The following is a 26,019-nucleotide window of genomic DNA, read 5'->3' as shown; positions in this document are numbered from 1 at the left end:
CACGCACCCGGGGTTTCAAGCGTCGAAGCGTTCGCCGACGGCAATCGGCCGGGCCTGGAGGAAGGTCGAAGCCGGCCCGCGCTTGCCCCCGGCGCGTTGCAGTTCGGTCAGTTTCAAAGCGCCTTCACCACAAGCAACCTCCGGCCCGGCGGCGATGACTTCACCCGGCTTACCCCGGCCTTCAACRACCTCGGCCCGCCAAACCTTGAGCGCCTCGCCGGCCAGTGTCGCCTGGCCGCCGGGGAAGGGATCGAAGGCGCGCAGCCGGCGCTCGATCACGACAGCGGGCAGCGTCCAGTCGATGGCGCTCTCGGCCTTCTCGATCTTGTGCGCGTAGGTGACGCCCTCGCCGGGCTGGGGCGTCGGCGCCAGGCTGGGCGCCTGCAGAGCCTCGACAATCAGGCGACCGCCCAGTTCGGCCAACCGGTCATGCAGGGCCGCGGTCGTGTCGTCGGCGCGGATGGTCTCGCGGCCGATCAGCAGCATGTCGCCGGTATCCAGGCCCGCATCCATTTGCATGATGGTGATGCCGGTCTCGGCGTCGCCAGCCTCGATGGCACGGTGGATGGGCGCGGCACCGCGCCAGCGCGGCAACAGCGAGGCGTGGATGTTCAGGCAGCCGCGGCGCGGGGTGTCCAACACCCACTGCGGCAGGATGAGGCCATAGGCGGCGACGACCATCACGTCGGCATCCGCCGCCCGCAACGCCTCGCGCGCCGCAGCCGCGTCAGCGGCATATTTTCCGTCCAGTTTCAGGCCCTGCGGCTGGGCGGCCGGGATGCCGGCCGCGACGGCGCGTTGCTTGACCGCCGAAGCCTGCAGCTTCATGCCACGCCCGGCCGGGCGGTCGGGCTGGGTCAGCACCAGCGGCACGGCAAAACCGGCAGCCAGCAACGCGTCCAGCGCAACGGCAGCGAATTCTGGCGTGCCAGCAAAGACGACGCGCATCACAACCTTTGGTTGCGCTTTTTGGCCTCGAGCTCTTCCTCGCGCGTCTTCTTGACCATCTTGGTCTTGATGCGGTCGCGCTTGAGCGGGCTCAGGTATTCGACGAAGACCTTGCCCAGCAGGTGATCCATCTCGTGCTGCACGCACACGGCCAGCAGGCCATCGGCCTCGAACTCGTAGACCTCGCCGTCGCGATTGGTGGCGCGCACGGTGACCTCGGCATGGCGCGGCACCTTGTCGTAGATCTGCGGCACCGACAGGCAGCCTTCCTCGCCCTCGACCATGCGCTCGCTGAGACGAACCAGCTCGGGATTGATCAGCACGCGCGGGGTGTCGCGATCCTGCGACGTGTCGATGACGATGACTCGCTCATGCACGTCGACTTGCGTCGCGGCCAGGCCGACACCGTCGGCGGCGTACATGGTTTCCAGCATGTCATCGACGAGCTGGCGGGTGCGCTCGTCCACGGCGGCCACCGGTTTGGCAACGGTGTGCAGACGCGGGTCGGGGTAGCGAAGGATGTGCAGTTGGGCCATGGCGCCTTGTAAGCACTCGCAAACGAGCGCTAGCGGTTGTTGGTTGCCCCCGGTGATTGCGGGCAGAATCGCCTGGATTTTCGCCGATCCGGCAATCCCCTCGGAGACCGCGCCAGATGCCCGTTGCCCGCCCAGCCCACTTCGCAGTCCTTGCGACCTGCCTCGCCCTCGCGACGGCGACCTCAGCCTGGGCGCAAACCAGCAAGCTGCCCGTCACCGCCGAACAGCGACGCGTCGCCGATCAGGTCGCGTCCGCGGGCGTGCCCCTGGCCGAACTGGCGCCCAATGCGCCGGACAGCCACACGGTGCAGCCAGGCGACACGCTTTGGGACATCTCCAAGCTGTTCCTGAAAAGCCCCTGGCGCTGGCCCGAGCTCTGGGGCATGAACCGCGACCAGATTCGCAACCCCCACCTGATCTACCCGGGCCAGGTGCTGCTGCTGGTCAAGGTCGATGGCCGGGCCCGGCTGCAACTGGCACAGGGCGTCGGCGGCAATACGGCCGGCAATGGCGTGGTCAAGCTGCGGCCGCAGATGCGCATTTCGGCGCTGGATTCCAGCCCCATCCCAAGCATCCCGCTGCACCTGATCCAACCCTTCCTGACCGACGCTGTCGTCTTCGACACCGATGCGCTGGCCACGGCACCGCGCATCGTCGCCGCCCAGGAAGGGCATGTGCTGCTCGGCCCGGGCGAACTGGCCTATGCGCGTGGCGATTTCGGCAGCGGCACCGACTTCCGCGTCTTCCGCAACGCCCGCCCGCTGCGCGACCCAGCCACCAACGAGATCCTGGGCTACGAGGCCCCGTATGTCGGCACGGCTGAACTGACCCGTCTGGGCGAGGAGCGCACCGGCGCCGATGGCAAGGCCGAGATCGTGCCGGCCACGATGACCGTCCGGCAGATCAAGCAGGAGGTCGGCATCGGCGACCGTCTGGCGCCGGCACCGGCACGCAATCTCGAGCTGTATGTGCCGCACGCGCCCAGCCAGCCCATGGCGGGTCAAATCGCGGCCATCTACGGCGAGGCACTCAACGCAGGCCAGAACCAGATCGTCGCGCTCAACCGCGGCAAGCGTGATGGCATCGAGCGCGGCCATGTGTTCGCGCTGTGGCGCGACGGCGCCAGGGTCATGGACAAGACCCAGGAGCGGGCCGAGGCCATCAAGCTGCCCGACGAGCGCCACGGCATCCTGTTCGTCTTCGAGGTCTATGAGCGCGTGTCCTATGCGCTGATCATCTCGGTGAAAGAGCCGGTTCGACCGGGCGACCGCTTTACCCAGCCTTAGAGAATGGAGCCCCTAGCCCAAGGAGTACCTTGGTCGGTCTTGCAGACCGCGCTGCGGCGGGTGCCGCAGCCCTTCGGTAGGCACATCGCGCCCACTGGGCGCAATGTGTCCGGCCTCAGCCCCCGAGGGAACGGCGATGCTTGCCGGATTGACCGTCAAGCACATCGCCAAGGCGGGCCGGCTCGGGAGCGGCCCAGCGCTCGGCCCGGCGGGTCTTCGAACCGCTGATGCTGACACCCATCGAGCTTGTCGCCTGGCTGCGGCTCACCGAGAGCGTGGGCCCGGCAGCGGCGCGGCGGCTGCTGGCCATGGCCGGCAGCCCGCAGGCTGTCTTCGAACTCCCCGCCGTCGCCCTGGACCAGGCGCTGCCGGGCAAACAGCGCGAGGGCTTCAACAAGCCCCCTGACCATCTCGACGAATTAATCGACAAGGCCCAGGCATGGTTGGCCGAACCCGGCCATGACCTGCTCGTTCTCGGCGATGCCGACTACCCACCCCGCCTGCTGGCCACGGCCGACCCACCGCTGCTGCTGTGGCTGCAGGGCCGGCGCGAACTGCTGGGCACGCCGTCCATCGCCATCGTCGGCAGCCGCAACCCGACCGCCCAGGGGGGCGACAACGCGCGCGCCTTCGCCCGGGCGCTGGCACGCGGTGGCTACACCATCGTCTCGGGCCTGGCCCTGGGCGTGGACGCCGCCGCGCATGAGGGTGCCCTGGACGCCGACGGCGCCACCATCGCCGTCGTCGGCACCGGGCTGGACCAGGTCTACCCGCGCCGCAACGAGAAGCTGGCGGCGCGGCTACTGGCCGGCGGCGGCCTCATCGTCAGCGAGTACTCACTGGGTACTCCGGTGCTGCCGGCTAACTTTCCGCGCCGCAACCGCATCATTGCCGGCCTGGCCCAGGGCTGCCTGGTCGTCGAGGCCGCCGTGCAGTCGGGCTCGCTGATCACGGCCCGGCAGGCCGTCGAGGCGGGCCGCGAGGTGTTCGCCATCCCCGGCTCCATCCATTCACCCCAGGCCCGCGGCTGCCATGCGCTGATCCGCCAGGGCGCCAAGCTGGTCGAGTCGGCCCAGGACGTGCTGGAGGAGCTGCCGCCGCTGGGCAAGCTGTGCGTGACGCCCGAGCCTGCCGAGACGCCTCACGAGCAGCAGGCGCTGCTGGACGCCATGGGCTTCGATCCGGTCAGCCTGGATGCCCTGATGGCCCGCTGCGGCTGGCCGGCGGCCGAGCTCAGCGCCGCCCTGCTGGAGTTGGAGCTCGACGGCCACATCGCCCGCCTGGCGGGCCAGCTCTTCCAGCGCCGACGGCAGGGATGAGGGCAGGCTGGGCAGCAGAGACAGCGAGCTTAACCGCGGATATCAGAGCCTGATCCGAGGGGTTATTCGCGTCCGGAGTGCGCCAGACCCTGGGCTATCATCCCCTCACGATGTTCGATGTCCTGGTTTATCTCTACGAGACCTATTGGCGCCCGGACGCCTGCCCCGATCACGCGCAACTCGCGCGAAAACTGACGGCGGTGGGCTTCGAGAACGACGAAATCCAGGAGGCCCTCTCCTGGCTGGACGGTCTGGCCGCGTCCGGGGAGTCCTACCAGGGCGAGCAGAGCGAACACGCGATGCGCGTGTATTCGCCCGCGGAGATGGAGCACCTGGGCGAGGAGTCGATCAGCTTCGTCAGCTTCCTCGAGTCGGCCGGCGTGCTGCCCGGCCCGATGCGCGAGATGGTCATCGACCGCGCCATGGCCATCTCCGGTAACCCGATGGACCTGGAAGATCTGAAGATCATCGTGCTGATGGTGTTCTGGAGCCTGGGCGAAGAGCCCGATGCACTGATCCTGGACGAGCTGTTCGTTGCCCCCGAGGATCGGTTGATCCACTGAACCCGCTGATGCACCAAGAACAAAGGACGCCGCGGCGTCCTTTTTCAATTCCTGAATCAGTTGGGGTCAGAGCAGCGCGCTACGCGCGCAGGTCTGACCCGCAAATCATTTGAGCAATTGCCCGGGATCGGCATCCAGCTTGGCCAGCGCCTTGCGCGTGGCCTGCACGGTCAGCGCTTCGTCCTGGGCAGGCAGCAGCAGGCCTGCCTGCAGGAAGGCGGCCATGCGGTTCAGCGAGAACAGCACGCCGCGGCCCTTGGGCGTGACGAACAGCGCCAGCTGCTTGCGCAGGCCGCGCCAGGCCAGCTGCACCTGCTCGTTGCGGCCGCGGTAGTCGAGCATGAACCAGCCGCCGACCTGCAGCTCGCGCGCCCAGGCCACCATGGCCGGCGTCGGCGCGGAGCCACCCTCGGCGACGACCTCCATGCCCTCGGATTCGTGGCCGGACAGGTCGCGCACCAGCATCTCGTCGACATGGCTGTCGCCGCCTTCGATGTCCTCGGGCAGCATGGCTTCCAGTGTCTCGAGCTGGTCCATCAGCTCGTCCAGGCGCTCGCGCGGGATGGCGGCCGTCTTGGCCGTGAAAGCGGCGGCCAATGCGTTGTTGAGCTGGCGCACATGCTCGTCCTGCTTGTCCGTCGGCAGGCCGGCGTGGCTCATGCCATCGCGCAGCGTCTTGAGCAGGGGCGGCAGGCGGCGGATGACCTCGGCACGCTCCTCGCGCGAGGCCTTGGAGCTGGCGCTCCAGATCAGGTCGGCGGCGGCCCGCTTCATGGACTTGGTCACGTCGGACTGGGCGCCCGCGCGCACCGCCGTGACGGCCAGCACGTCGGCCCAGACGTGGAAGAGGAAGTCGCGCACGCCGTCCTGTACCGGCACCTCGGACAGCATCTTGCGCAGCTCGATGGTGTACTGGATGGCCAGGGTTTCGCGTTGCTCGACCTGCTGGGCCAGCGACACGCCGCGCTTGGAGGCCTGGTTCTCGTTCTCGAAATAGTGGTCGAGGAACTTCTCGAACTCGGTCAGCACGGTGGCAAAGACCCGCCGGCCGGTGTCCGGATAGGCCTCGACGACCTGCACGACGCGCTTGATCTCGCGCTCCAGCGCATCGTTGCTGGCGCGCTCCGAACCCGGGCCACTGACCTGGGCCGTGTTGAAACCCATCACGCACGCGCCCATGCGGTCAATGAGACGACGCGCCGGATGGTCGGCGGCGGCAAAGAAGTCGGGTTCGCTGACGGCCACCCGCAGCACCGGCATCTGCAGCCGCGCGAACCAGACCCGCACCGTGGCCGGGATGCGCTCCTCGGTCAGGATGCTCTGGAACATCATGGCGACGATCTCGATGGTCGCGCGTTCGGCCGGATTGCTCGCGGCCTGCTTCAGGACCTGCTTGAAGGCCTGGTTGCGCGCGCCAATCTCCTCCAGCGCACGCGGGGCGCTGGCGCTGCCACCGGTATCCACACCGCCAGCTGCGCCGGGGCGGCGCTGCAAGGACTCCTGGGCATGCTTGATGGCACCCATCAACCGCGGCGAGGCGGCGGAAACGGAGACGGGCGGCGCATCGGCCAGCGACGGCCTGGCCACGGAGGCGGGTGCATCGCCGCTCGATGAACTGCCACCACCGAGGGCACCGGCATGGCTGGGTGTCACATCGGCCAGGCTCGGCTTGCCGCCACCCGGGCGGGCCGGCACCTGGCTTTTGACGACCGGAAAGCCCGGCACATGGCGGGCCAGCACGCGCTGCAGTTGGGCCATGACTTCGTCGGCCTGGCTGCTCGCCTTGCTGCGCGCCGATGCCCCACCCGCGACCATCGGCACCGGGCCTGACGTGGGGGCGAGACCCGGGCCGGGAGACACCGGCGGTGGCGGCGGTACCGGCGCGCCAGTGGCCGTCGCCGTCGCCGCCGTAGCGGCCTGGGCCGTGCGGCGGATGAAGGGCCGCAGATCGACCTCGGGCAGCACCTTCTGGGCGATCAGCCAGCGGTTGGTCTCGTGGTAGGCCTCGCTGATGAGCTGGGCGAATTCCTCGTGAAGCTCATGGTGCAGCAGCTGCCAGATGTTCGCGTCCAGGCCGACGCGGGTCCAGGCGTCCAGCGCCACGCGGGCCACGACATGGGCCCGCAGCAGGTCCAGCGGTTCCAGGTCGTCATGAGCCTCCAGGGCCTGCATGCGGGTGCGCAGGTCGGTGAATTCCCAGGTCGCCCGGTCCATCATGACCAGGGCCAGGCGGGAGCTGGTGATCTCGCGCTCGATGGTCGAGTCGTCGACCAGGCTCATCTTCACCGACTGGGCCGGCACGGTCGTGTCGTGCTCGCGGGCGTTGTCGGAGACGCCGTGCACTGCCGCGTGGCGCAGCGCCGCGACGACGGCCATCTGCCAGTTGGGGCCCAGCTTCTGCCAGGCCTGCACCGCGTCGCGCCTGGCCATCATGATGGCGTGGGGGACGCCGTGGGCCAGTTGCTGGCCAGCGCCCTGGCCGACCGCAGCGACCAGGGGCGTCATGCCGCGCACCAGAGCTTCCAGATAGACGCGCCGCGCCTGGGTCGCCAGGGCCTGGTTACGAGCGGCGGTCATGGACTGGTGAGGGCTGCGCGGCTGGAATGTTGGGTTGCGATCACTCTACACGACGGCCCCGGAGTTCGGGTCATTGGGGTCGTCACGATTCACGCCCGCCTTGACCAGGTCCTCCCGCTTGACGCCCAGCCACATGGCGATGGCCGCCGCCACGAACACCGAGGAGTAGATGCCAAACAGGATGCCGATGGTCAGCGCGACGGCGAAGTAATGCAGCGTCGGCCCGCCGAACAGCAGCATGGACACCACCATCAGCTGCGTGCAACCGTGGGTGATGATGGTACGGCTCATCGTCGAGGTGATGGCGTGGTCGATGACCTCGTGGGTGTTCATCTTGCGGAACCTGCGGAAGGCCTCGCGCACCCGGTCGAAGATGACGACAGATTCGTTCACCGAGTAGCCCAGCACCGCCAGGATGGCCGCCAGCACCGCCAGCGAGAACTCCCACTGGAAGAAGGCGAAGAAGCCCAGGATGATGACCACATCGTGCAGGTTGGCGATGATGCCGGCGACCGCGAACTTCCATTCGAAGCGGATGGCCAGGTAGATCATGATGCCGATGACCGTCGCGGCCAGTGCCTTGGCGGCGTCCTGGGCCAGCTCGGCCCCGACGGCCGGGCCGACGACCTCGGAGCGCGACAGCTTGATCGGCTCGGCGCCATCGGCTCGTCTGCAGATCTGCTTGCTGACCTGCTCGCCCTGGGGCGTCACTTCCTGATGCTCGCTGATCGTGCCGGCCTCGGCCGTGCACAGCTCGGTGAAGACCTTGCCGACCAGCTCGGTCTGCTTGATATCGCCGCGCACGGGCAGGCGGATCATCACGTCGCGCGAAGAGCCGAAGTTCTGCACCTGCACTTCGCCGAAGCCCATCTTCTCGACGACCAGGCGAGTCTTCTCGATCTCGGCCGCCTGCGGGTAGGCCACCTCGATGACCGTGCCGCCGGTGAACTCGATGGAGAAATGCAGGCCCCGCGTGACCAGGAAGAACACGGCGGCTGCGAAGGTGATGAAGGAGATCGCGTTGAAGACCAACGCATGCTTCATCAACGGCAGGTCGCGCTTGATGCGAAAGAGTTCCATGTTCTAGCTTTCTCAGGCCTTGGCGGCGACGTCGGTCGTCTCGGCGGCGGGCTTGTCGGCGTCGGGCCTCCAGATCTGCCCGATGGACACGCTCTTGAGCTTCTTCTGGCGGCCGTACCAGAGGTTCACCAGGCCGCGCGAGAACACGACGGACGAGAACATCGAGGTCAGGATGCCTAGGCAATGCACGACGGCAAAGCCCTTGATCGGGCCGGAGCCGAACACCAGCAGCGAGACACCGGCGATCAGCGTCGTCACGTTGGAGTCCAGGATGGTGGCCCAGGCGCGTTCGTAGCCCAGCCGGATGGCCTGCTGGGGCGATTCGCCGCCACGCAGTTCCTCGCGCACGCGCTCGTTGATCAGCACGTTGGAGTCGATGGCCATGCCCAGCACCAGCGCAATGGCGGCGATGCCCGGCAGGCTCAGCGTGGCCTGCATCATCGACAGCGCCGCGATCAGCAGCAGCAGGTTGAAGCCCAGCGCCAGCGACGAGAACACGCCGAACAGCAGGTAGTAGACGCACATGAAGGCGGCCACCGCGGCAAAGCCCCAGGTGACGCTGGCGATGCCCTTCTCGATGTTCTCCTTGCCCAGGCTCGGGCCGATGGTGCGCTCTTCGATGATCTCCATCGGCGCGGCCAGCGACCCGGCGCGCAACAGCAGGGCTGTGTCGCTGGCTTCCTGGGTCGTCATCGCGCCGCTGATCTTGATGCGCCCGCCGCTCAATTCGCTGCGGATGACCGGCGCCGTGACGACCTCGCCCTTGCCCTTCTCGAACAGGATGATGGCCATGCGCTTGCCGACGTTCTCGCGCGACAGGTCCTTCATGATGCGGGCGCCCTTGGCGTCCAGCGTCAGGTCGACCGAAGGCGAGTGGTTCTCGTCGAAGCCGGGCTGGGCGTCCACCAGGGCGTCACCGGTCAGCACCACCTGGCGCTTGACGATGATGGGGCCGAAGCCGCGGTCGATGAAGCGCTCGGTGCCGAAGGGCACGGGCCCGTTGCCCTTGAGCGCCTCCAGCGACTCGCTGCCGTCGTCCACCATGCGCAGCTCCAGCGTGGCGGTGCGGCCGATGATGTCCTTGGCCTTGGCGGTGTCCTGCACGCCCGGCAGCTGCACGACGACGCGGTCGGCGCCCTGCTGCTGGATGACGGGCTCGGCCACGCCGAGCTCGTTGACGCGGTTGTGCAGAGTGGTGATGTTCTGCTTGATGGCGGCGTCCTGCACCGCGACCTGGGCCTTGGGCGCCAGGCTGCCGGACAGCTGCAGCTCGCTGCCTTCGCCCTGCGGCGTCCAGACGACATCGGGCAGCTGCGTCTGCAGCAACTCGGTGGCAGCGGCGCGCTGTTCGGCGTCGCGAAAGGCGATGACCACCGTGTTGCCGTCGCGGCTGATGCCGGCGTGGCGGATGTTCTTGTCACGCAGCATGCTGCGTGCATCGCCGGTCAGCGACTCGGCCTTCTTGGTCAGTGCCGCCTTCATGTCGACCTGCATCAGGAAGTGCACGCCGCCCCGCAGGTCCAGGCCCAGGTACATCGGGTTGGCATGCAGGCTGGCCAGCCATTGCGGCGAACGCGACAGCAGGTTCAGCGCGACGATGTAGGTCGGCTCGGCAGCATTGGGGTTGAGCTCCTTGCTGATGACGTCCTTGGCCTTGAGCTGGGTGTCGGTGTCGCCGAAGCGCGCCTTGACCGAGTTGCCGTCGAACTGGACGAAGTCCGCCTTGATGCCGGCTTGCTGCAGTGCGGCCTCGATGCGGGTGGTCATCGAGTTGTCGACCTTGACAGTCACCTTGGCACTGGACACCTGCACCGCCGGCGCTTCGCCGAACAGATTGGGCAGGGTGTACAGAGTGCCGATCAGCAGCGCGACGAGCAGGATCGCGTACTTCCAGAGCGGATAGCGGTTCATGGGGACTTCCTTGTATGCGCCTGCACGGCGTAATCAGCAGCGCCCGGGCGGCCGTGGCCCGGGAGATGGGCGCAGGGCCGATTACTTCAAGCTGCCCTTAGGGAGAACCTGGGTGACGGCGCTGCGCTGGATCTGCAGCTCCACGCCGTTGGCGACTTCCAGGTGGATGAAGTTGTCACCCAGCTTGGCGACCTTGCCGATGATGCCGCCGGCCGTGACAACCTCGTCGCCCTTTTGCACTGCCTCGATCATGGCCTTGTGCTCCTTCTGGCGCTTCATCTGCGGCCGGATCATGACGAAATAGAGCACGACGAACATCAGCACCAGGGGCAGCATGCCGAGCAGGCCGTTGTCGGAACTGGCGGCAGCCGGGGCGGCCTGGGCGTAGGCGTTGGAGATGAACACGTTGAATTCCTTGGGTGGGCGGCCGCAAAAACCGCAGGGCAACCTTGAATTCTAGTGCGCCGCGCCAAACGCCCCGATGACGGGGCTCCGAGGGGCTACGCCGCGGCGCCCACCCCTGCTAACCTGCCGCCGCCACATTCAACCTGCCTGGAGTTCCTCTTTTGCCGATCAGGGCGCTGACCGACCGACTGAGCCTGCGCAGCCTGCTGACGCTGCCCTATGTCGTCTTGGTGCTGGGCCTGGTGCTGCTGGTGGGCACGCTGTCCTGGCGCGCCGGGCGCGACACGGTGAACACCTTGTCGGGCCAGCTCCTGGTCGAGGCCGTGAACCGCATCTCCGTGTCGCTGGAGCGCCATGTCGGCGGGGCCGATGCCGTGCTGGAGGCGGCCTTCCCCACCGGCCTGCCGGCGCCGGAGAACCTGCCCCGCGAGCTGGACACGCTGCGCAACCGCTTCTGGCTGGCGACCTCGGTGCACCGGGATCCCAACAATTACGTCTACTACGGCGACCGCCAGGGTCATTTCCTTGGCCTGTGGCGCTTCTCCGAACTGGAGGCCGAGCTGCGCGTGCGCACCGCGGGCACCGGCCCGCGCACCATCTACCGCCTCAGCGGTATCACCGGCGACATGCGCTCGCCGGTCACCGAGGACAAGGTGTTCGAGCCGCGCGAGCGCCCCTGGTACCAGGCCGCACTGGCCAACCCGGCGCCGCTGAGTTGGACGCCGGTCTACATCGACTTCAAGACCCTGGATCTGGTCACGACGCGCACCAAGCGCGTCGGCAACGACGTCGGCGAGCCTGAGGGCGTGGCCGCCACCGACCTGTCGCTCAAACAGGTCAATGCGTTGCTGCAGCGGCTGGCGCTGAGCGAGAACGCCGTCGCCATGGTCGTGGAACGCGATGGGCAACTCGTCGGCGTGTCACGCGGCGCACACATGAAGACGCTGGCCGTCGGCCAGCACGAAAGGCTGAACGCCGCGCAGAGCCCCGACGCCCTCGTTGTTGCCGCCTTCGAGGCAGTGCGCCAACGCACGGCGGCCGGCGCCGAGGCCCTGGGCACCGCGCCGCGCACGGCGAGCTTTGCCGATGCCGATGGCCGCGTCGTGCAGCTCGGCTATGCCCGCGTCGACCCGGCCCTGGGCTTGAACTGGCTCATCATCGTCGCCGTGCCGCGCGCCGACTTCCTGGTTGGTGTGCAGCGCAACTTCGTGCAGGCCGGCATGCTCGCGGGCCTGGGCGTCGTCATCGCCCTGGGCCTGGGCTGGGCGGTGCTGGGCATCGTCACCCGTGAGCTGCGCGAGCTGGCCGACGCCGCCCGGCGCGTGGGCGAGGGCGTGCTCGACGAGCCGCCCGAGGTGCACCGCACCGACGAACTCGGCGAGCTCGCGCGCAGCTTTGCCGACATGCAAAGGCGCTTGCTGACCGACCAGTTGACGGGCCTGTCCAACCGCAGCGCCATCCTGCGCCGCATCGAGGACCGCATCCTGCAGCAGCGCCGCCGCGGCGACCGCTGGCCCTTCGCCGTCATGTTCGTCGACCTCGATCGCGTCAAGGACGTCAACAAGCGCTTTGGCCATGGCGTGGGCGACGCGATGCTGAAGGAGGTCGGCCAGCGGCTGCGGGCCGGCGTGCGCATCGGCGACATCGTGTCCCGCTATGCCGGCGACGAATTCGTCATGCTGCTGGACTCGGTCGAGAACCGCGCCGACGCCGAAGCCGCGCGCGACCACCTCGAGGCCAGCATGCGCATGCCGCTGGAAAGCCTGGCGGGCCTGGCACCGGCCGACTTCCAGGTGGCGGCAAGCTTCGGCATCGCCCTCTACCCCGACGACGGCCAGGACACCGAGAGCCTGCTCCGGCATGCCGATGCAGACATGTTCGCCCGCAAGCAGCCCCCGCCTAGCGATGCCCGCCAGCCTTGATCTCAGCACCCTGCGCCGCCATGCCGTCGCGCGCAGCCTGTTCACGCCCACCACCCTGGTCAAGGCCGTCGAGAAGCTCGGCGGCTTTGTGCAGGCCGACCCGCTGCGCGCCCCAGCCCGCGCCCAGGACCTGACGCTGCGCCACCGCGTCAAGGACTACCGCGCCGGCGACCTGGAGCGCCGCTACCCGCGCCTGCCGCTGCAGGAAGACTTCTTCATCAACTACGGCTTCGTCACGCCCGAGCTGCGCGCGCTGATGCACCCGCGCACGACGCGTCGTGTGTGGGACAAGCCGCGCTGGAAGCTCGCCAACGCCGTGCTGGCCGAGGTCGAGCGCCTGGGCGAGGCCCATCCCGCCGAGGTCGACGCGGCGCTGGGCCACGGACCGGTGAAGAACTGGTTTGGCGGTAACAGCCGGCTGTCCACCGAGCTGCTGGATGGCCTGCACTACCGCGGCCATCTCGACGTCGTGCGGCGCGACAGCGGCACGCGCGTCTACCGACTCGGTCCGACCTGGGAAGCCCACCCCGACCCGCAGACAGCCATGGACGCGCTGGCCGATGTGCTGGTGCAGAAATACGCCCCCCTGCCGGCCGGCAGCCTGTCCCAGCTCATCCGCATGCTGTTCCACGGCGCCCACCAGTGGCGCGAGCTGGCGCCGGCGACGATCACCCGCGCGAAGGAACGCCTGGCGCACACGCGCATCGACGGCGTGGATTGGTACTGGCCGGCGAATGAAGACCCGACACGCGGCTGGCGCATCCCCTCGCAGGTGCGGCTGCTCGCGCCCTTCGATCCTGTCGTCTGGGACCGCCGCCGCTTCGAGCTGCTGTGGGGCTGGGCCTACCGCTTCGAGGCCTACACGCCCGCGGCCAAGAGGGTGCGTGGCCATTACGCGCTGCCGCTGCTGTGGCGCGACCAGGTCGTCGGCTGGGCCAATGCCAGCGTGAAGGGCGGGCGACTGAAAGTGGACTGCGGCTATGTGGCCGGCCGCGCACCCCGCGACGCGGCCTTCAAACCAGCGCTGGAGGTGGAGCGGACGCGGCTGGCGGAGTTCTTGGGGGTCGAGGCCGGCTGATGCGAAGGACGAGTGCTTGACGGGGCGGCTAGCGGCCAGCAACTGACGGTCCCACGTCACGGAAAGCCTCTTCACCAGCAAGTCAGCCCGCAAATGGCGAGGATCGGGCTCTGACCACATAGGTCAACGGCCTTCGTTGACGACCATCAGCCACGAAGACGTCAGGTCCGACAGTGACCACGGTCGGCCGCAAGCTGGCGAAGGTAAGCACAGAGCTGCCTTTGCAGCATTGATTCGACTGAAGGACTCGAGCAGTTCCAGCGGCTCCAGCCAGACGCGATGCTAGAGTGCCTCGCCCCGTCTCCAGCCCCGGAAGTGTCCGCTCCGATACCCCCGCCGTCCAAGCCGCCGAAGAGCCGTCGTCACAAGTTGCCCACGCTTGCTGACGTCGCGCGAGAAGCGGGGGTTTCTAGTGCGGCGGCGTCCTCCGCGCTCAGCGGTGCGAAGGGTTCGACGCGCGTGTCGGTCGAGACGCGTGAACGGGTCCTCGCGGCGGCGGCGCGCTTGAGCTACCGGCCCAACGCGACCGCGCGTGCGCTGACGTTTCAACGCACCAATGCCATCGGCTTCGTCGCCAACATTGCCAATGAGGAGCCCAACCTCTATTTCCTGGAAATTTTCAACGGCGTCGTGCGGGGCGCGACGCAAGCCCAACAGAGCACATCCATTTTTCCGCTCGGCGGCTGGGAAGAAGCGCCCAAGCGCATCCCTGCGTTGTGCGACGGACGCGTCGACGGGCTCGTCGTGCTGGCGCGTCAGCTGGAAGATGACAGCACGACTTGGCTGCCACCGCATACGCCCATGGTCACGATCCACGCTGGCCCGCTATTGCAGGCCCAGGTGAACGTCGAGGCCGACGACGAAGCAGGCGGCTATGCCATTGCACGCCACATGCTCGAGCTTGGCTATCGCCGGATCCTCTGCATGGGTGGTCCGTTGAACGTCAAGGGCGCGGACGTCCGTGTCGATGGCTTCCTGCGCGCCCATGCCGAAGCCGCAGTGGAAGTTGCGCCCGACCATCTGATCCGCACGTGGTTCACCGCCGAAGGGGGTAGGCAGGCCATGCGGGAATGGCTGCAACGGCACCGCGGTCAGCCGTTGCCCGAGGCCGTCTGTTGTGGCAGCGACGACATCGCCTTCGGCTGCATCGAGGCGCTGCAGAGCTGCGGGTTGAGCGTTCCTCGGGACATCTCCATTGCAGGCTTCGATGACACCTTGATGGCCCGCGCACTGGGCATGACGACCGTGCGCCAGCCCCTGCTTGAGATAGGTCGTCGTGCGGTCGAGGCCCTGATGCAGCTGATCGAGGCGCAGCGCCGTGGCGAGGCCTACGAGGGCCCTCGCGACATCGTCCTGCCCGTCGAGATCGTCCACAGGCGGACCTTGCCAGGACCGCGGAGCGAGCCGCTGACCATCCCTTGACACGTGCGGAGGTGGCTAGGTTTTCCCCTAGTCAGCTTAACTGGTCGACCAATTTAAGATGCGCGTGCGGCGTGGCCGCACCTTTTTTGATCAGCTGATTAATCGGTTAATTATGAATTGGTCAACCGATTAGTCAATCCGCAAAAGCAACGAGAGCCGTATGTTCCTGGGCCAGGACGAACACAACAATTTCTCCGAAGGAGTGCTGGCCTGCGCGTTAGTAGGCACGCTCGCCGACGCGCGCGACAGGGCAGCAACCTTCGGCGCTCGACGCTGCCGGCAGTTGCCGGCGGACGCGCGGTCCGACGGTTGCGCTTGGCGCCGAACGGCGGAAGGCGTGCGTTTCCATCTACGCGGTATGACCAAAAGCGTTCTGTTCTACGGTCCGAACCTGGTGCGCGTGGCGGCCTACCTTGAGTCGCCCACCATCCAGCCGAGTCTGGCGGTGGTGGTGAGGCCAAAGCGTGCCGGCCGATTGCTGCCTACAACTGATCGAACTGAGAGTGATCCGGAAATGAAAACAAAGCACACAACACACAAGACGCTGTTCCACAGCTGGGCAATGATGGCCGTCGCGGCGCTGACCCTGTTCCTTGGCGCGGCAGGCAATAGCTGGGCACAAAAGGCTGAAGGCCTGGCCCTCACCCCGCCCATGGGCTGGAACAGCTGGAACAAATTTGCCTGCGATATCGACGAACGCCTGATCCGCGAGACCGCCGATGCCATGGTCAAGTCAGGCATGAAGGACGCCGGCTACCAGTACGTGAACATTGACGATTGCTGGCAAGGCCAGCGCGACGCCGAGGGCAACATCCAGCCCGACGCCAAGCGCTTCCCATCCGGCATGAAAGCGCTGGCGGACTATGTGCATGGCCAGGGACTCAAGCTGGGTATCTACTCGGATGCCGGCGATGCCACCTGCGGCGGCCGTCCCGGCAGCCGCGGCCACGAATATCAGGATGCGCTGGTCTATGCGCGCTGGGGCATCGACTACGTCAAGTACGACTGGTGCAACACCCCAGGCATGAGCGCCGAACCGGCCTACACCACGATGCGCGACGCGATCGCCAAGACGGGCCGTCCGATGGTGTTCAGCATTTGCGAATGGGGCATGAGCAAGCCGTGGGAGTGGGCCGGCAAGGTCGGGCATCTGTGGCGCACCACGCCCGACATCTACAACTGCTTCGACTGCCAGTTCAATCCCGGTTTCTCGACGGGTCTGGGCGTGTTGCGCATCCTCGACAAGCACGCTGACGCCAACCTGCGCAACTTCGCAGGGCCGGGCCACTGGAACGACATGGACATGCTCGAAGTGGGCAATGGCATGAGCGAGGATGAAGACCGCGCCCATCTGTCGATCTGGGCCATGCTGGCCTCGCCCCTCATCCTGGGCAACGACCTGCGTTCCATGTCCGAGTCGACCCGCCGCATCCTGACCAACCCCGGCGTGATCGCGGTGAGCCAGGACAAGCTGGGTGTGCAGGCGCTCCGCGTTCTGGTCGACGGCCCACTGGAGTTCTATGCCAAGCCGCTCGACGGCGGGGATTGGGCACTGATGTTCCTGAACCGCTCCAACCAGCCTGCCGACGTTCACCATGACTGGAAGAAGCAGGTCCTGGGCGATGACCTGAGCAAGCGGTCGGTCGATTTCAAGCAGGCCGTCTACCGCTGGTCCGACCTGTGGAGCAAGAAGACGGGCGACACCAGCGCCAAACTGGAAGCGCGGCTGGCGCCACACAGCGTGCTGATGCTGCGCCTGACCGGCCCTGCGAAACCGTAAGGCGCGCCCGGCCGCGCAAAGCGTCACCCATGAAGAAGACCACCTTGATCGCGGCGCTGCTCGCCGCGGTGCTGACCACGCCCGTCAGCGCCGCCGAAGCCCCGCGCCTCGTGCAGCGCGACGGCCAACATGCCCTGCTCGTCGACGGCAAACCCTTCCTGATGCTCGGGGCCCAGGCGCACAACTCCAGCAACTATCCCAAGGCCCTGGGCAAGGTCTGGGCCGCGGCCAACGATGCGCATGCCAACACCGTGCTGATGCCGGTGGCCTGGCAGCAGGTCGAGCCCCAGGAAGGCCAGTTCGACTTCAGCTTCCTCGACGTCCTGGTCAAGGAAGCGCGGCAGCAGGACAAGCGCCTCGTGCTGTTGTGGTTCGCGACCTGGAAGAACACCGGCGGCTCGTACACCCCCGACTGGGTCAAGCTCAATGGGAAGCGCTTCCCTTCCATGCTGGACCGCGACGGCAAGGCCAACTTCTGCTTCAGCCCCTTCGGTGAAGAGACGCTCAAGGCCGACAAGCGCGCCTTCGTGGCGCTCATGGCTCACCTGAAGAAGATCGACGCGACCGAGCGCACCGTGCTGATGGTTCAGGTCGAGAACGAGGCCGGCACCTACGGCCTCGTGCGCGACTTCGCGCCAGCCGCCCAGGCGGCCTTCGAGCAGCCGGTGCCCGCCGAAGTGGTGGCGCGTCAGAAGCCCAAGGCCGCCGCATCGGGCAACTGGCGCGAGGTCTATGGCGACTACGCCGACGAGTACTTCCACGCCTGGGCCATCGCCCGCTACATCGGCGAGATCGCCAAGGCCGGCCGCGCCGTCTACGACCTGCCGATGTACGTCAACGGCGCGCTGCGCGAGGCGCTGGAACAGCCGCCCAAGCCATGGCAGGGCAACTTCGCCAGCGGTGGACCGGTCTGGGACGTCATCGACATCTACAAGGCCGCCGCGCCCGCCATCGACATCGTCGCGCCCGACATCTATACGCCCAACTCCGAGGGGATCAAGGCCAACATGCGCCTGTACCAGCGGCCGGACAACGCGCTGTGGATTCCCGAGATCGGCAATGCCGAGGGCTATGCGCGCTGGATCTACGCGGCGCTGGGCCGCGGCACCCTGGGTGTGGCGCCCTTCGGCCTGGACTACTTCAACTACGCCAACTTCCCGCTGGGCTCCAAGCGCGCCGACAAGACCATGGTCGAGCCCTTCGCACGCGTCTTCGGCGCCTTCCGGCCCATCCAGCGCCAGTGGGCGCAGTGGGCCTTCGAGGGCCGCACGCGCGGCGCCGCTGAGGGCGACGACCGCAAGCCCCAGTCGCTGGAACTGCCGGGCGGCTGGGTCGCCAAGCTGACCTACCGCCAATGGCAGTTCTGGGACCTTGCATGGGACAGCAAGGACGAGCGGCCGGCCGGCACCGAACAGCCCGGCGGCGGCGTGGCCATTGCGCAGATCGGCGACGACGAGTTCCTCATCGTTGGCCAGCGCACCCGCGTGCGCATGGAAGGCGGGCCGCAAGCAAGCGGCTTCATGCTGCGCGTCGAGGAAGGCAGCTTTGACGACAAGGGCCGCTGGCAGATGGAGCGCGTCTGGAACGGCGACCAGGTCGACAGCGGCCTGAACCTGATGGCCGAGCCCATCATGCTCAAGGTCAAGATGGCGCGCGCGCGCTGACGGGCAATAGCGTCATGCCCGAGCGCGTTTTGCCCTTTGGTGACGGCACCGCGATCCGAGTGACGACCAACCTCACATCCGCAGCCAAGGGCCAGTTGCTGACCGCAGTCGCCATGGACGCGCACAACACCTTGGCGCAGCCGCAGGTCATCACACCGGTGCCGTTCTCCGCCATGCCGGCCCGCAAGGCCTGGTGCTGGAACTGTCGCCCAAGTCCGTCGTCGTTGTCGGGATGTAGGTCCACGCACTGAGCCACATCCTTCAATAACGCTCGTGTCCGGAGGAGACAACCGGCCGAGCACCTTCATGCGGCCTGCCTCAAGACCGTGCGCATTCCCGCCAGCTGGAACCAGTACGCCGACGCCAACGGCAACATCAGCCCGACCTTCATGGCACGCGTCACCGAGGTAGTCGGCTATGCCCGCAACGCTGGTCTGCTGCATTGGCCGCGATAGGCAGCCGAAGCGAATCCGAGCAAACCATGACCCCAACGTCAAACATCAAGATGAGACCACTTCGCCCCTTCTCCTGGGTCTTCTGGGCCCTTGCACTGGCCCTTGCCGTCGGCAGCGCCACTGCCGCTGATGGCGCGCGCCAGCGCACCCGCATCGATGACGGCTGGCGTTTTGCGCTGGGCCATGCGCATGACCCGGCGCAGGACTTCAACCACGGCACGGGCTCCTTCTTCTTCGCCAAGGCCGGCTTTGGCGACGGCCCTGCGGGGGCCGAGTTCGACGACCGCAGTTGGCGCCGCCTGGACTTGCCGCACGATTGGGCGGTGGAACTGCCCTTCGACGCGCGCGGCAGTTCGCTGCATGGCTCCAAGGCCATCGGCCGGAGCTTTCCCGAGAACAGCGTCGGCTGGTACCGCCGTGAGCTGGCTCTTCCCCAGTCGGCACGCGGCAAGCGCATCGCGCTGGAGTTCGACGGCGTCTTCCGTGACAGCGTGGTCTGGGTCAACGGCCACTACCTGCGCCGCGAGGCCAGCGGCTACTCAAGCTTCAACGTCGACATCACCGACTACCTGAACTTTGGCGGGCGCAACGTCGTCGCGGTGCGCGTGGACGCCACCACACAGGAAGGCTGGTGGTACGAAGGCGCCGGCATCTACCGCCATGTCTGGCTGACGCAGACCGAGCCGCTGCGCGTGGACCACTGGGGCAGCTCCGTGCGCGCCACGGTCACGGGTGGCCGCGCCGACGTGGCCGTCGACACGACGGTGCGTAACGACGGCAAGGCGCCCGCCTCCTTCAGCCTGGAGCACGAGCTGCGCGACCCCGCCGGGCGCGTCGTCGCACGCGCCAGCGTACCGGCAAGGCGCGTGGGCGTGGACACCAGCACCGACGTGGCCGCGACGCTGCGCGTGACGGCGCCGCAGCTGTGGTCTCTGGAAACGCCGCAGCGCTACACGCTGACGACCCATGTGAAGAGCGGCGGCCGCGTGGTCGACAGCTACGACACGCCCTTCGGCATCCGCACGATCCACTTCGATGCCAACGCCGGCTTCTTCCTCAACGGCCGCCACGTCAAGCTGCACGGCGTCAACAACCACCAGGACCACGCCGGCATCGGCATTGCCCTGCCCGACGCCATGCACGAGGCGCGGCTGAAGATGCTCAAGGGCATGGGCGTGAACGCCATCCGCTCGGCCCACCATCCGGCCACGCCCGAGCTGCTGGACGCCTGCGACCGCCTCGGCATCCTCGTCATCGACGAGCACCGCATGATGGGCACGGCCCCGCAGATCCGCGACGAGCTGGAGCGCATGGTGCGGCGCGACCGCAACCACCCGTCGGTCATCCTGTGGTCGGTGGGCAACGAGGAATGGGCCATCGAGAACTCCGAGATCGGCACTCGCCTCGCGCAGCAGATGCAGGCCATCGTGCGCCGCCTGGATCCGACCCGGCCCGCGACGCTGGCCGCCTCCAGCTCGGGTGCGGCCGAGGGCACATCGGTCGGCTCGCAGGTCATCGGCTTCAACTACAAGGGCCAGCACAACATCGATGCGATGCACAAGCGCTTCCCCGAGCGCGCATCAGTCGTCACCGAGGAAGGCCTGACCTACGCCACGCGCGGCATCTACGCCGACGACCCGGCGCGCGTGCAGATCGCCGCCTACGACAAGCGCTCCGGCGGCGACTCGACCTCGACCGTCGAAGAGGCCTGGCGCTTCAACGCCGAGCGCCCCTTCCTGGCCGGCGTGTTCTTCTGGACCGGCTTCGACTACCGCGGCGAGACCACGCCCTACGGCTGGCCCGCCGTCTCGTCGCAGTTCGGCATGATGGACACGACCGGCCTGCTGAAGGACAGCGGCCAGTACCTCAAGGCCGCCTGGACTGCCGAGCCCATGGTGCATGTATTGCCGCACTGGAACTGGCCCGGCCGTAAAGGCCAGCCCATCGACGTGCGCGTCTACGCCAACACCGATGAGGTCGAGCTGCTGCTGAACGGCAATTCACTGGGCCGCAAGTCGCTGGCGCGCTACGCCCATCTGCAATGGAGCGTGCCCTATGCGCCGGGCAGCCTGACGGCGCGCGGCTACCAGGGCGGCAAGCTCGTCGTCACCGAGACCGTGGCCACCACGGGCAACGGCAGCGCCGTGCGGCTGACGGCGGACCGTGCGCGCATCCGCGCCGATGGCGACGATGTGGCGGTGGTCAGGGTCAGCGTGGTCGACCGCGAAGGCCGCGTCGTGCCCACGGCCAGCCAGCGCATCAGCTTCGAGGTCTCCGGCCCGGCGCGGCTGATCGGCATGGGCAATGGCGACCCGGGCTCGCACGAGGCCGACAAGCCGGCCGAGTTCCACCGCTACGCGACGCTCGACCGCTGGCGCCTGCAGGGCGTGGCGCGGCAGGATGACGCGGCGGCATTGCTGGCCGGCGCCGACGCCGAGAAGGGGCGCGACCCGTTCGCCTGGATGCCGCCCGAAAAGCAGCCGGCCGACAGCGCCTGGAACGTCGTGCACGCCAGCTTTGCCCGCCCGGCTGCGGGGGTTGGCCGCGCGGCGCTGTTCGTGGGCGACATCGCGCCGGGACAGCAGGTCTATTTGAACGGCAAGGCCCAGACGCCGCGCCGCGAGGACGGCATGGGCGTGATCGACCTCGACCCTGCTCAGTTGAGCGATCTCAACACGCTGACCCTCGTCTTCGCCACGCCGGCCGGTGGCACGCGCAAGCTCTTCGACGACGCGCAGGGCGGCCGGCGCTGGGTCACGCTGCGCACCACCACGTCCACCGGGCCGTGGCAACGCAGCGTGTTCAACGGCCATGCACAGGTGATCCTGCAATCCACCGGCAGCCCCGGTCGCGCCACGCTGCGCGCCGTCAGCGAAGGCCTTGCCCCAGCTGCAACGGTGATCGAGATCTTCTGAACACCGGGAACAGATTCGTCACCGTCGCTACGCTCGGAACCAGGCCACTGGACGGCAACGTTATGCAGCTTGAAGATTTCACCGAAGGCTAGGAGCCCATACATGTCGGGCTGGAGGGCGCCGCGCTTGTGATTGGCGGCATCGATCCCTGGCTGCATGCGAACGCTTGGCGCAGGGCTTGGCGAGAGCACATCGTTGTACCGCATCCGACTTATCGACAGCAACGCCATCGTGCCCGGATCTACGAGATCGCGGCGCTTGGGTCGATCACCCCTAGGATCGCCCGGTCACGATTGCCGCCCGAGTTGCCGCCATGCGCCGTCTTGCCCCACTGCTTCTCGCCCTGACCCTGTGCCCGCTGGCCCATGCCGACGAGGCCGGTGCAGCCCGCGCGCTTGAGCAAGCCCGCAGCAACCCCTGGCTGCTGCGGCAATTCATGGCCACCTTCCCCAAGGGCGGCGACCTGCACAACCACCTGGACGGCAGCATCTACGCCGAGAACATCATTGGCTGGGCCAGCGCCGACGGCAAATGCGTGGACCCGGCCAGTGGCCAGATCAGTTTCCCGCCCTGCGACACGGCGCGGCCCCTGATGAAGGACTACGCGGCCGACAGCGCCCGCTACAGCCAGCTCGTCGACGCCTACTCGGTACGCAACTTCGAGCGCGGCAGCAAGTCGGGCCATGACCAGACCTTCGTCACCTTCGGCCGCTTCATCCCCGGCACCCTGGGCCGCGAGGGCGACATGCTGCGTGAGGCGACCAACCGCCGCGGCGCGGAGAACACGGTCTACCTGGAGCTGTTGCAGTCCTGGGGCATGGACAAGGCGCGCGCGATCGCGGCGGCCGAGGCCGGTGCCTTTCGCGCCGACCGGCCCACCAGCGACTGGGCCCATCACCCGGCCCTGCAGCGCATCGTCGCCGACACGCGCGCCGAGCTGGACCGCATCGAGAAGCGCTGGCGCGAGCTGGCGCACTGCAACCAGGCCAATGCCGAGCCGGGCTGCGGCGTGGCGCTGCGCTATCTGGCCCAGGTCATCCGCACCTTCCCGCCCGAGCAGGTCAATGCGCAGATCGCGCTGGCCTTCCTGCTTGTGAAGGCCGACCCGCGCTACGTCGGGCTCAATCTCGTCGCGCCCGAGGACGACCCCGGCACGCTGCGCCACTACAAGGAGCAGATGAGCGTCATCGGGCGCTTAAGCAAGCTCTACCCCGAGGTGAAGGTCACGCTGCATGCGGGCGAGTTCGGATTCGGCCTCGTACCGCCCGAGGATTTCAAGGACCACATCCGCCAGGCGCTGGACGTCGCCGGTGCGCGCCGCATCGGTCACGGCGAGGCGATCGGCCTGGAGACCGGCGCCTTCGACACGCTGCGCGAGATGGCCAAGCGGGGCGTGATGGTTGAGATCAACCTGACCAGCAATGCCATCGTGCACGACCTCAAGGGCGATCAGCACCCCTTCCTGCTGTACCGCCAGTTCGGCGTGCCCACGGCCTTGTCGGCCGACGATGAAGGCGTGTTCCGCATCGACCTGACGAACGAATACCAGCGCGCCGCGGCCACCTATCCGAAGCTGAGCTACCGTGACTTCAAGCAGCTGTCGCGCAATGCCCTCCACTACGGCTTCGTCGAAGGTCAGGCTTTGCTGGCCGACACCGGCAGCGGCCGCTTCGTTGCAAGCTGCACAGGCGAACGCACCGGAGCTGAGCCCAAGACGGCGCGCTGCCGCGACTTCCTTTCCACCCACACCAAGGCCCGCCTGCAATGGGACCTCGAAGCACGCTTTGCCCGCTTCGAAAGCCAAGTTCACTGAATGCTTCTTGATATCGGGCCGCTGCGCCGCAACACCGCCTTTCGCCGTCTCTTCGCCAGTCAGTTCATCTCGGGCCTGGGCACCATGGTCAGCTATGTGGCCGTGCCCTGGCAGCTCTATGAGCTGACGCATTCCAACGCCCAGGTCGGCCTGTTGGGTCTGGTGCAATTGGTCCCGGTCGTCGTTTGCGGCCTGCTGGGCGGCGCCGTGGCGGACCGGGTCGACCGCAAGCGGCTGCTGATCGGCTCGGAGGCCTTGATGGCGTTGTGCCTGGCCGGCCTGCTGACGAATGCGCTGAGCGCCACGCCGAGCGTGCTGGCCATCTACGCGCTGGTGGCGGTGCTACAGGGTGCCAGCGGCTTCCACCGCCCGGCGCTGGAGGCGTTGACGCAAAAGCTCGCCAAACCCGAAGAGTTCGCGGCTGTAGCGGCGCTGTCGTCGGTGCGGGGCACGGTGGGCATGGTCGCCGGGCCGGCCCTGGCCGGGCTGCTGCTCGCGAAATGGGGCGCGGTCGGTGCCTACATCTTCGACCTCGCGACCTTCATCGCGGCGCTGTTCTTCATCGCCCGCATACCGCGCGAAACCATCGGCACGGTCGACGCACCAGGCGAACGGCCGCATCTGCTGGCCGATCTTGCCGAAGGCCTGCGCTTCGCGTGGGCGCGGCCCGAGCTGATGGGCACCTACATCGTCGACATCGTCGCGATGGCCTTTGCCTTCCCGGTGGCGCTGTTCCCGGCGATGGCGGCGGCGGACGGGCGCACCGAATCGGTGGGTTGGCTGCTGTCGGCGATGTCGGTCGGCGCGCTGGTCATCGGCCTGTTCAGCGGCTGGACGGGCAAGGTCAGCCACCACGGCCGCGCGGTCGTCATCGCGGCGGCGGTGTGGGCTCTGGGCATCGTGGCGCTGGGCTTTGCACCCAGCCTGATGCTGGGCCTGGCTTGCCTGGCCGTGGCCGGCGCCGCAGACATGGTCAGCGGCGTGTTCCGCGGCACGATCTGGAACGAGACCATCCCCAACACATTGCGCGGCCGCCTGGCCGGCATCGAGATGATCAGCTACCTGACCGGCCCGCTGGTCGGCAACGCGCGGGCCGGCTTCATGGCCGATGCCTGGGGCGTGGCGCCGGCGATCTGGATCGGCGGCGTGATCTGCCTGGCCGGTGTCATCGCCACCGGCTTCCTGTTGCCGCGCTTCTGGGCCTATCGCAGCATCACACGTTGACCGCGCTCATCTGCGCCGCCGGGTAGCGCGTGCCGGCCACCATGTGCGCGGCCAGCAGCGCCTCGATGCGCTCGCGCCGGCCGGCATCGAAGTGGATGTGGGACGCCAGCGCGTTCTCATCGAGCCGCTTGATGCTGCGCGTGCCGGGAATGGGCACGATGTCCTCGCCCCGGTGCAGCAGCCAGGCCAGCGCGAGCTGGGCCGGCGTGTAGCTCCACTCCTCGGCCAACGCCGACAGCGCATCCGCCAGCGCGAGGTTGTGGTCCAGGTTGCCACCCTGGAAGCGCGGATGGATGCGACGGCGATCGTCGGGTGCCAGTTGCTCGGCCGAACGGATGGCGCCGGTCAGGAAGCCGCGGCCCAGCGGGCTGTAGGGCACCAGCGTGATGCCCAACTCACGGCAGGTGGGCAGGATCTCGGCTTCGACGTCGCGGCTCCACAGCGAGTATTCGGTCTGCACAGCGGCTATTCGGTGCACCGCATGCGCGCGGCGGATGGTCGCGGCCGAGGCCTCCGAAAGGCCCAGGTGCCCGACCTTGCCGGCCTTGACCAGCTCAGCCATCGCGCCGACGGTTTCTTCGATGGGCACGTTCTTGTCGACGCGGTGCTGGTAGTAGAGGTCGATGTGGTCCACACCCAGGCGCTTGAGACTCGCATCGCAGGCCTCGCGCACATAGGCCGGGCTGCCGTCGATGCGCACCGCCGCGCCATCCGGCGCACGCACATGGCCGAACTTTGTCGCGACGATCACCTCGTCGCGACGCGTGGCCAGCAACTGCGACAGCAGGCGCTCGTTGGCGCCGGTGCCATACATGTCGGCCGTGTCGAGGAAGTTGATGCCGATGTCCAGCGCATGGTGAAGCACGGCCAGCGACTGGGCATCATCGGCCGGGCCGTAGAACTCGGACATGCCCATGCAGCCCAGGCCCAGGGCAGAAACCGCGGGGCCGTGAGCGCCGAGGCGGCGGCGGGGAAGGGTCGAATGCGTCATGGTGGAACTCCTTGAAGGGATCATCAATGGGATGGGGACAGCTTAGGAAACCGGGCGCCGGTCGCCCAGCACAAAGCTCGGACATGCTTGCCCGATCCTCCAGCGCATGCCCCTGCACGACGCCAGCTTT

Annotated in this window: 19 protein-coding genes and 1 pseudogene; 13 read left to right on the top strand and 7 right to left on the bottom strand. The window is 67.8% G+C overall.

The annotated features are described in order from the left end of the window. Positions 1–15 precede the first annotated feature (15 nt). Both fmt and def read right to left on the bottom strand, forming a co-directional pair. Entirely contained in the window at positions 16–948 is a 933-nt protein-coding gene (gene fmt / locus ACXJLH_RS03685; protein WP_457442535.1) for a methionyl-tRNA formyltransferase, read from the bottom strand. After that, positions 948–1,484: a peptide deformylase gene (def, locus tag ACXJLH_RS03680; RefSeq protein WP_457442534.1), complete on the bottom strand. Its 537-nt coding sequence runs from the start codon at positions 1,482–1,484 to the stop codon at positions 948–950. The genes fmt and def overlap by 1 nt, the downstream gene beginning before the upstream one ends. A gap of 116 nt (positions 1,485–1,600) precedes the next feature. Here def and ACXJLH_RS03675 point away from each other — a divergent pair, with 116 nt between their 5' ends. The 3 genes from ACXJLH_RS03675 to ACXJLH_RS03665 all read left to right on the top strand — a co-directional run bounded on the left by ACXJLH_RS03675 (position 1,601) and on the right by ACXJLH_RS03665 (position 4,652). Further along, positions 1,601–2,770 carry a LysM peptidoglycan-binding domain-containing protein gene (locus tag ACXJLH_RS03675; protein WP_056205226.1) on the top strand — a complete coding sequence of 390 codons (1,170 nt, stop codon included), beginning with the start codon at positions 1,601–1,603 and terminating at the stop codon, positions 2,768–2,770. 227 nt (positions 2,771–2,997) lie between these two features. Beyond that, positions 2,998–4,089: a DNA-processing protein DprA gene (gene dprA / locus ACXJLH_RS03670; RefSeq protein WP_457442533.1), complete on the top strand. Its 1,092-nt coding sequence runs from the start codon at positions 2,998–3,000 to the stop codon at positions 4,087–4,089. 110 nt (positions 4,090–4,199) lie between these two features. Then, complete coding sequence (locus ACXJLH_RS03665; RefSeq protein WP_056205310.1) at positions 4,200–4,652, top strand: DUF494 family protein; 453 nt, start codon at positions 4,200–4,202, stop codon at positions 4,650–4,652. A 105-nt stretch (positions 4,653–4,757) separates the two neighbouring features. On the opposite strand, the gene ACXJLH_RS03660 is transcribed toward ACXJLH_RS03665, so the two are convergent. The 4 genes from ACXJLH_RS03660 to yajC form a co-directional block, all read right to left on the bottom strand. Continuing rightward, the gene (locus tag ACXJLH_RS03660; protein WP_457389596.1) at positions 4,758–7,229 is read right to left on the bottom strand and encodes a DUF1631 family protein; all 2,472 of its coding nucleotides are present in this window, start codon (positions 7,227–7,229) and stop codon (positions 4,758–4,760) included. 45 nt (positions 7,230–7,274) lie between these two features. Then, positions 7,275–8,309 carry a protein translocase subunit SecF gene (secF, locus tag ACXJLH_RS03655; RefSeq protein WP_056205235.1) on the bottom strand — a complete coding sequence of 345 codons (1,035 nt, stop codon included), beginning with the start codon at positions 8,307–8,309 and terminating at the stop codon, positions 7,275–7,277. 12 nt (positions 8,310–8,321) lie between these two features. Further along, the gene (secD, locus tag ACXJLH_RS03650) at positions 8,322–10,220 is read right to left on the bottom strand and encodes a protein translocase subunit SecD (protein WP_457352588.1); all 1,899 of its coding nucleotides are present in this window, start codon (positions 10,218–10,220) and stop codon (positions 8,322–8,324) included. Between the two features lie 81 nt (positions 10,221–10,301). After that, positions 10,302–10,625 (bottom strand): preprotein translocase subunit YajC, encoded by a 324-nt coding sequence (yajC, locus tag ACXJLH_RS03645; RefSeq protein WP_056205313.1) that lies wholly within the window; start codon positions 10,623–10,625, stop codon positions 10,302–10,304. A gap of 161 nt (positions 10,626–10,786) precedes the next feature. On the opposite strand from yajC, the gene ACXJLH_RS03640 reads away from it, so the two are divergent. From ACXJLH_RS03640 to ACXJLH_RS03595, 10 genes and pseudogenes are all read left to right on the top strand, one after another. Further along, positions 10,787–12,547 carry a diguanylate cyclase domain-containing protein gene (locus ACXJLH_RS03640; RefSeq protein ID WP_457442532.1) on the top strand — a complete coding sequence of 587 codons (1,761 nt, stop codon included), beginning with the start codon at positions 10,787–10,789 and terminating at the stop codon, positions 12,545–12,547. Next, on the top strand, positions 12,531–13,625 hold the full coding sequence (locus ACXJLH_RS03635) for a DNA glycosylase AlkZ-like family protein (RefSeq protein WP_457442531.1): 1,095 nt from the start codon (positions 12,531–12,533) through the stop codon (positions 13,623–13,625). The genes ACXJLH_RS03640 and ACXJLH_RS03635 overlap by 17 nt, the downstream gene beginning before the upstream one ends. Positions 13,626–13,994: 369 nt before the next feature. Beyond that, positions 13,995–15,047 carry a LacI family DNA-binding transcriptional regulator gene (locus ACXJLH_RS03630; RefSeq protein WP_457442530.1) on the top strand — a complete coding sequence of 351 codons (1,053 nt, stop codon included), beginning with the start codon at positions 13,995–13,997 and terminating at the stop codon, positions 15,045–15,047. 160 nt (positions 15,048–15,207) lie between these two features. Continuing rightward, positions 15,208–16,827, top strand: coding sequence for a glycoside hydrolase family 27 protein (locus ACXJLH_RS03625; RefSeq protein ID WP_457442529.1), 1,620 nt, complete (start codon positions 15,208–15,210; stop codon positions 16,825–16,827). Positions 16,828–16,856: 29 nt separating this feature from the next. Next, positions 16,857–18,491, top strand: a complete 1,635-nt coding sequence (locus ACXJLH_RS03620; protein WP_457442528.1) for a DUF5597 domain-containing protein — start codon at positions 16,857–16,859, stop codon at positions 18,489–18,491. Positions 18,492–18,505: 14 nt separating this feature from the next. Then, complete coding sequence (locus tag ACXJLH_RS03615) at positions 18,506–18,742, top strand: hypothetical protein (protein ID WP_457442527.1); 237 nt, start codon at positions 18,506–18,508, stop codon at positions 18,740–18,742. 57 nt (positions 18,743–18,799) lie between these two features. Continuing rightward, positions 18,800–18,946: pseudogene (locus tag ACXJLH_RS03610) on the top strand (cellulase family glycosylhydrolase); the annotation flags it as partial. Positions 18,947–18,996: 50 nt separating this feature from the next. Next, positions 18,997–21,861 carry a beta-galactosidase GalA gene (galA, locus tag ACXJLH_RS03605; RefSeq protein WP_457442526.1) on the top strand — a complete coding sequence of 955 codons (2,865 nt, stop codon included), beginning with the start codon at positions 18,997–18,999 and terminating at the stop codon, positions 21,859–21,861. 313 nt (positions 21,862–22,174) lie between these two features. Beyond that, on the top strand, positions 22,175–23,674 hold the full coding sequence (locus ACXJLH_RS03600; protein WP_457442525.1) for a hypothetical protein: 1,500 nt from the start codon (positions 22,175–22,177) through the stop codon (positions 23,672–23,674). Then, on the top strand, positions 23,675–24,898 hold the full coding sequence (locus tag ACXJLH_RS03595) for an MFS transporter (RefSeq protein WP_457442524.1): 1,224 nt from the start codon (positions 23,675–23,677) through the stop codon (positions 24,896–24,898). It abuts the gene before it with no gap. Here the strand turns inward: ACXJLH_RS03595 and ACXJLH_RS03590 are convergent. Next, positions 24,888–25,889: an aldo/keto reductase gene (locus tag ACXJLH_RS03590; RefSeq protein ID WP_457442523.1), complete on the bottom strand. Its 1,002-nt coding sequence runs from the start codon at positions 25,887–25,889 to the stop codon at positions 24,888–24,890. The genes ACXJLH_RS03595 and ACXJLH_RS03590 overlap by 11 nt on opposite strands. Between the last annotated feature and the right edge of the window lie 130 nt (positions 25,890–26,019).

The sequence above is a fragment of the Roseateles sp. P5_E4 genome (assembly GCF_054049255.1).
Note: the sequence above shows the minus strand (reverse complement) of the source record. Positions and strands in the feature narration are given on the sequence as shown.

What these genes read in the sequence shown, in the direction of transcription:
- secD (WP_457352588.1), bottom strand. Translation starts at nt 10,220, where the DNA reads ATGAACCGCTATCCGCTCTGGAAGTACGCGATCCTGCTCGTCGCGCTG.
- ACXJLH_RS03660 (WP_457389596.1), bottom strand. Translation starts at nt 7,229, where the DNA reads ATGACCGCCGCTCGTAACCAGGCCCTGGCGACCCAGGCGCGGCGCGTC.
- ACXJLH_RS03620 (WP_457442528.1), top strand. Translation starts at nt 16,857, where the DNA reads ATGAAGAAGACCACCTTGATCGCGGCGCTGCTCGCCGCGGTGCTGACC.
- ACXJLH_RS03590 (WP_457442523.1), bottom strand. Translation starts at nt 25,889, where the DNA reads ATGACGCATTCGACCCTTCCCCGCCGCCGCCTCGGCGCTCACGGCCCC.
- ACXJLH_RS03625 (WP_457442529.1), top strand. Translation starts at nt 15,208, where the DNA reads ATGTTCCTGGGCCAGGACGAACACAACAATTTCTCCGAAGGAGTGCTG.
- ACXJLH_RS03595 (WP_457442524.1), top strand. Translation starts at nt 23,675, where the DNA reads ATGCTTCTTGATATCGGGCCGCTGCGCCGCAACACCGCCTTTCGCCGT.
- ACXJLH_RS03615 (WP_457442527.1), top strand. Translation starts at nt 18,506, where the DNA reads ATGCCCGAGCGCGTTTTGCCCTTTGGTGACGGCACCGCGATCCGAGTG.
- ACXJLH_RS03675 (WP_056205226.1), top strand. Translation starts at nt 1,601, where the DNA reads ATGCCCGTTGCCCGCCCAGCCCACTTCGCAGTCCTTGCGACCTGCCTC.
- ACXJLH_RS03600 (WP_457442525.1), top strand. Translation starts at nt 22,175, where the DNA reads ATGCGCCGTCTTGCCCCACTGCTTCTCGCCCTGACCCTGTGCCCGCTG.
- def (WP_457442534.1), bottom strand. Translation starts at nt 1,484, where the DNA reads ATGGCCCAACTGCACATCCTTCGCTACCCCGACCCGCGTCTGCACACC.
- secF (WP_056205235.1), bottom strand. Translation starts at nt 8,309, where the DNA reads ATGGAACTCTTTCGCATCAAGCGCGACCTGCCGTTGATGAAGCATGCG.
- ACXJLH_RS03635 (WP_457442531.1), top strand. Translation starts at nt 12,531, where the DNA reads ATGCCCGCCAGCCTTGATCTCAGCACCCTGCGCCGCCATGCCGTCGCG.
- ACXJLH_RS03665 (WP_056205310.1), top strand. Translation starts at nt 4,200, where the DNA reads ATGTTCGATGTCCTGGTTTATCTCTACGAGACCTATTGGCGCCCGGAC.
- galA (WP_457442526.1), top strand. Translation starts at nt 18,997, where the DNA reads ATGAGACCACTTCGCCCCTTCTCCTGGGTCTTCTGGGCCCTTGCACTG.
- dprA (WP_457442533.1), top strand. Translation starts at nt 2,998, where the DNA reads ATGCTGACACCCATCGAGCTTGTCGCCTGGCTGCGGCTCACCGAGAGC.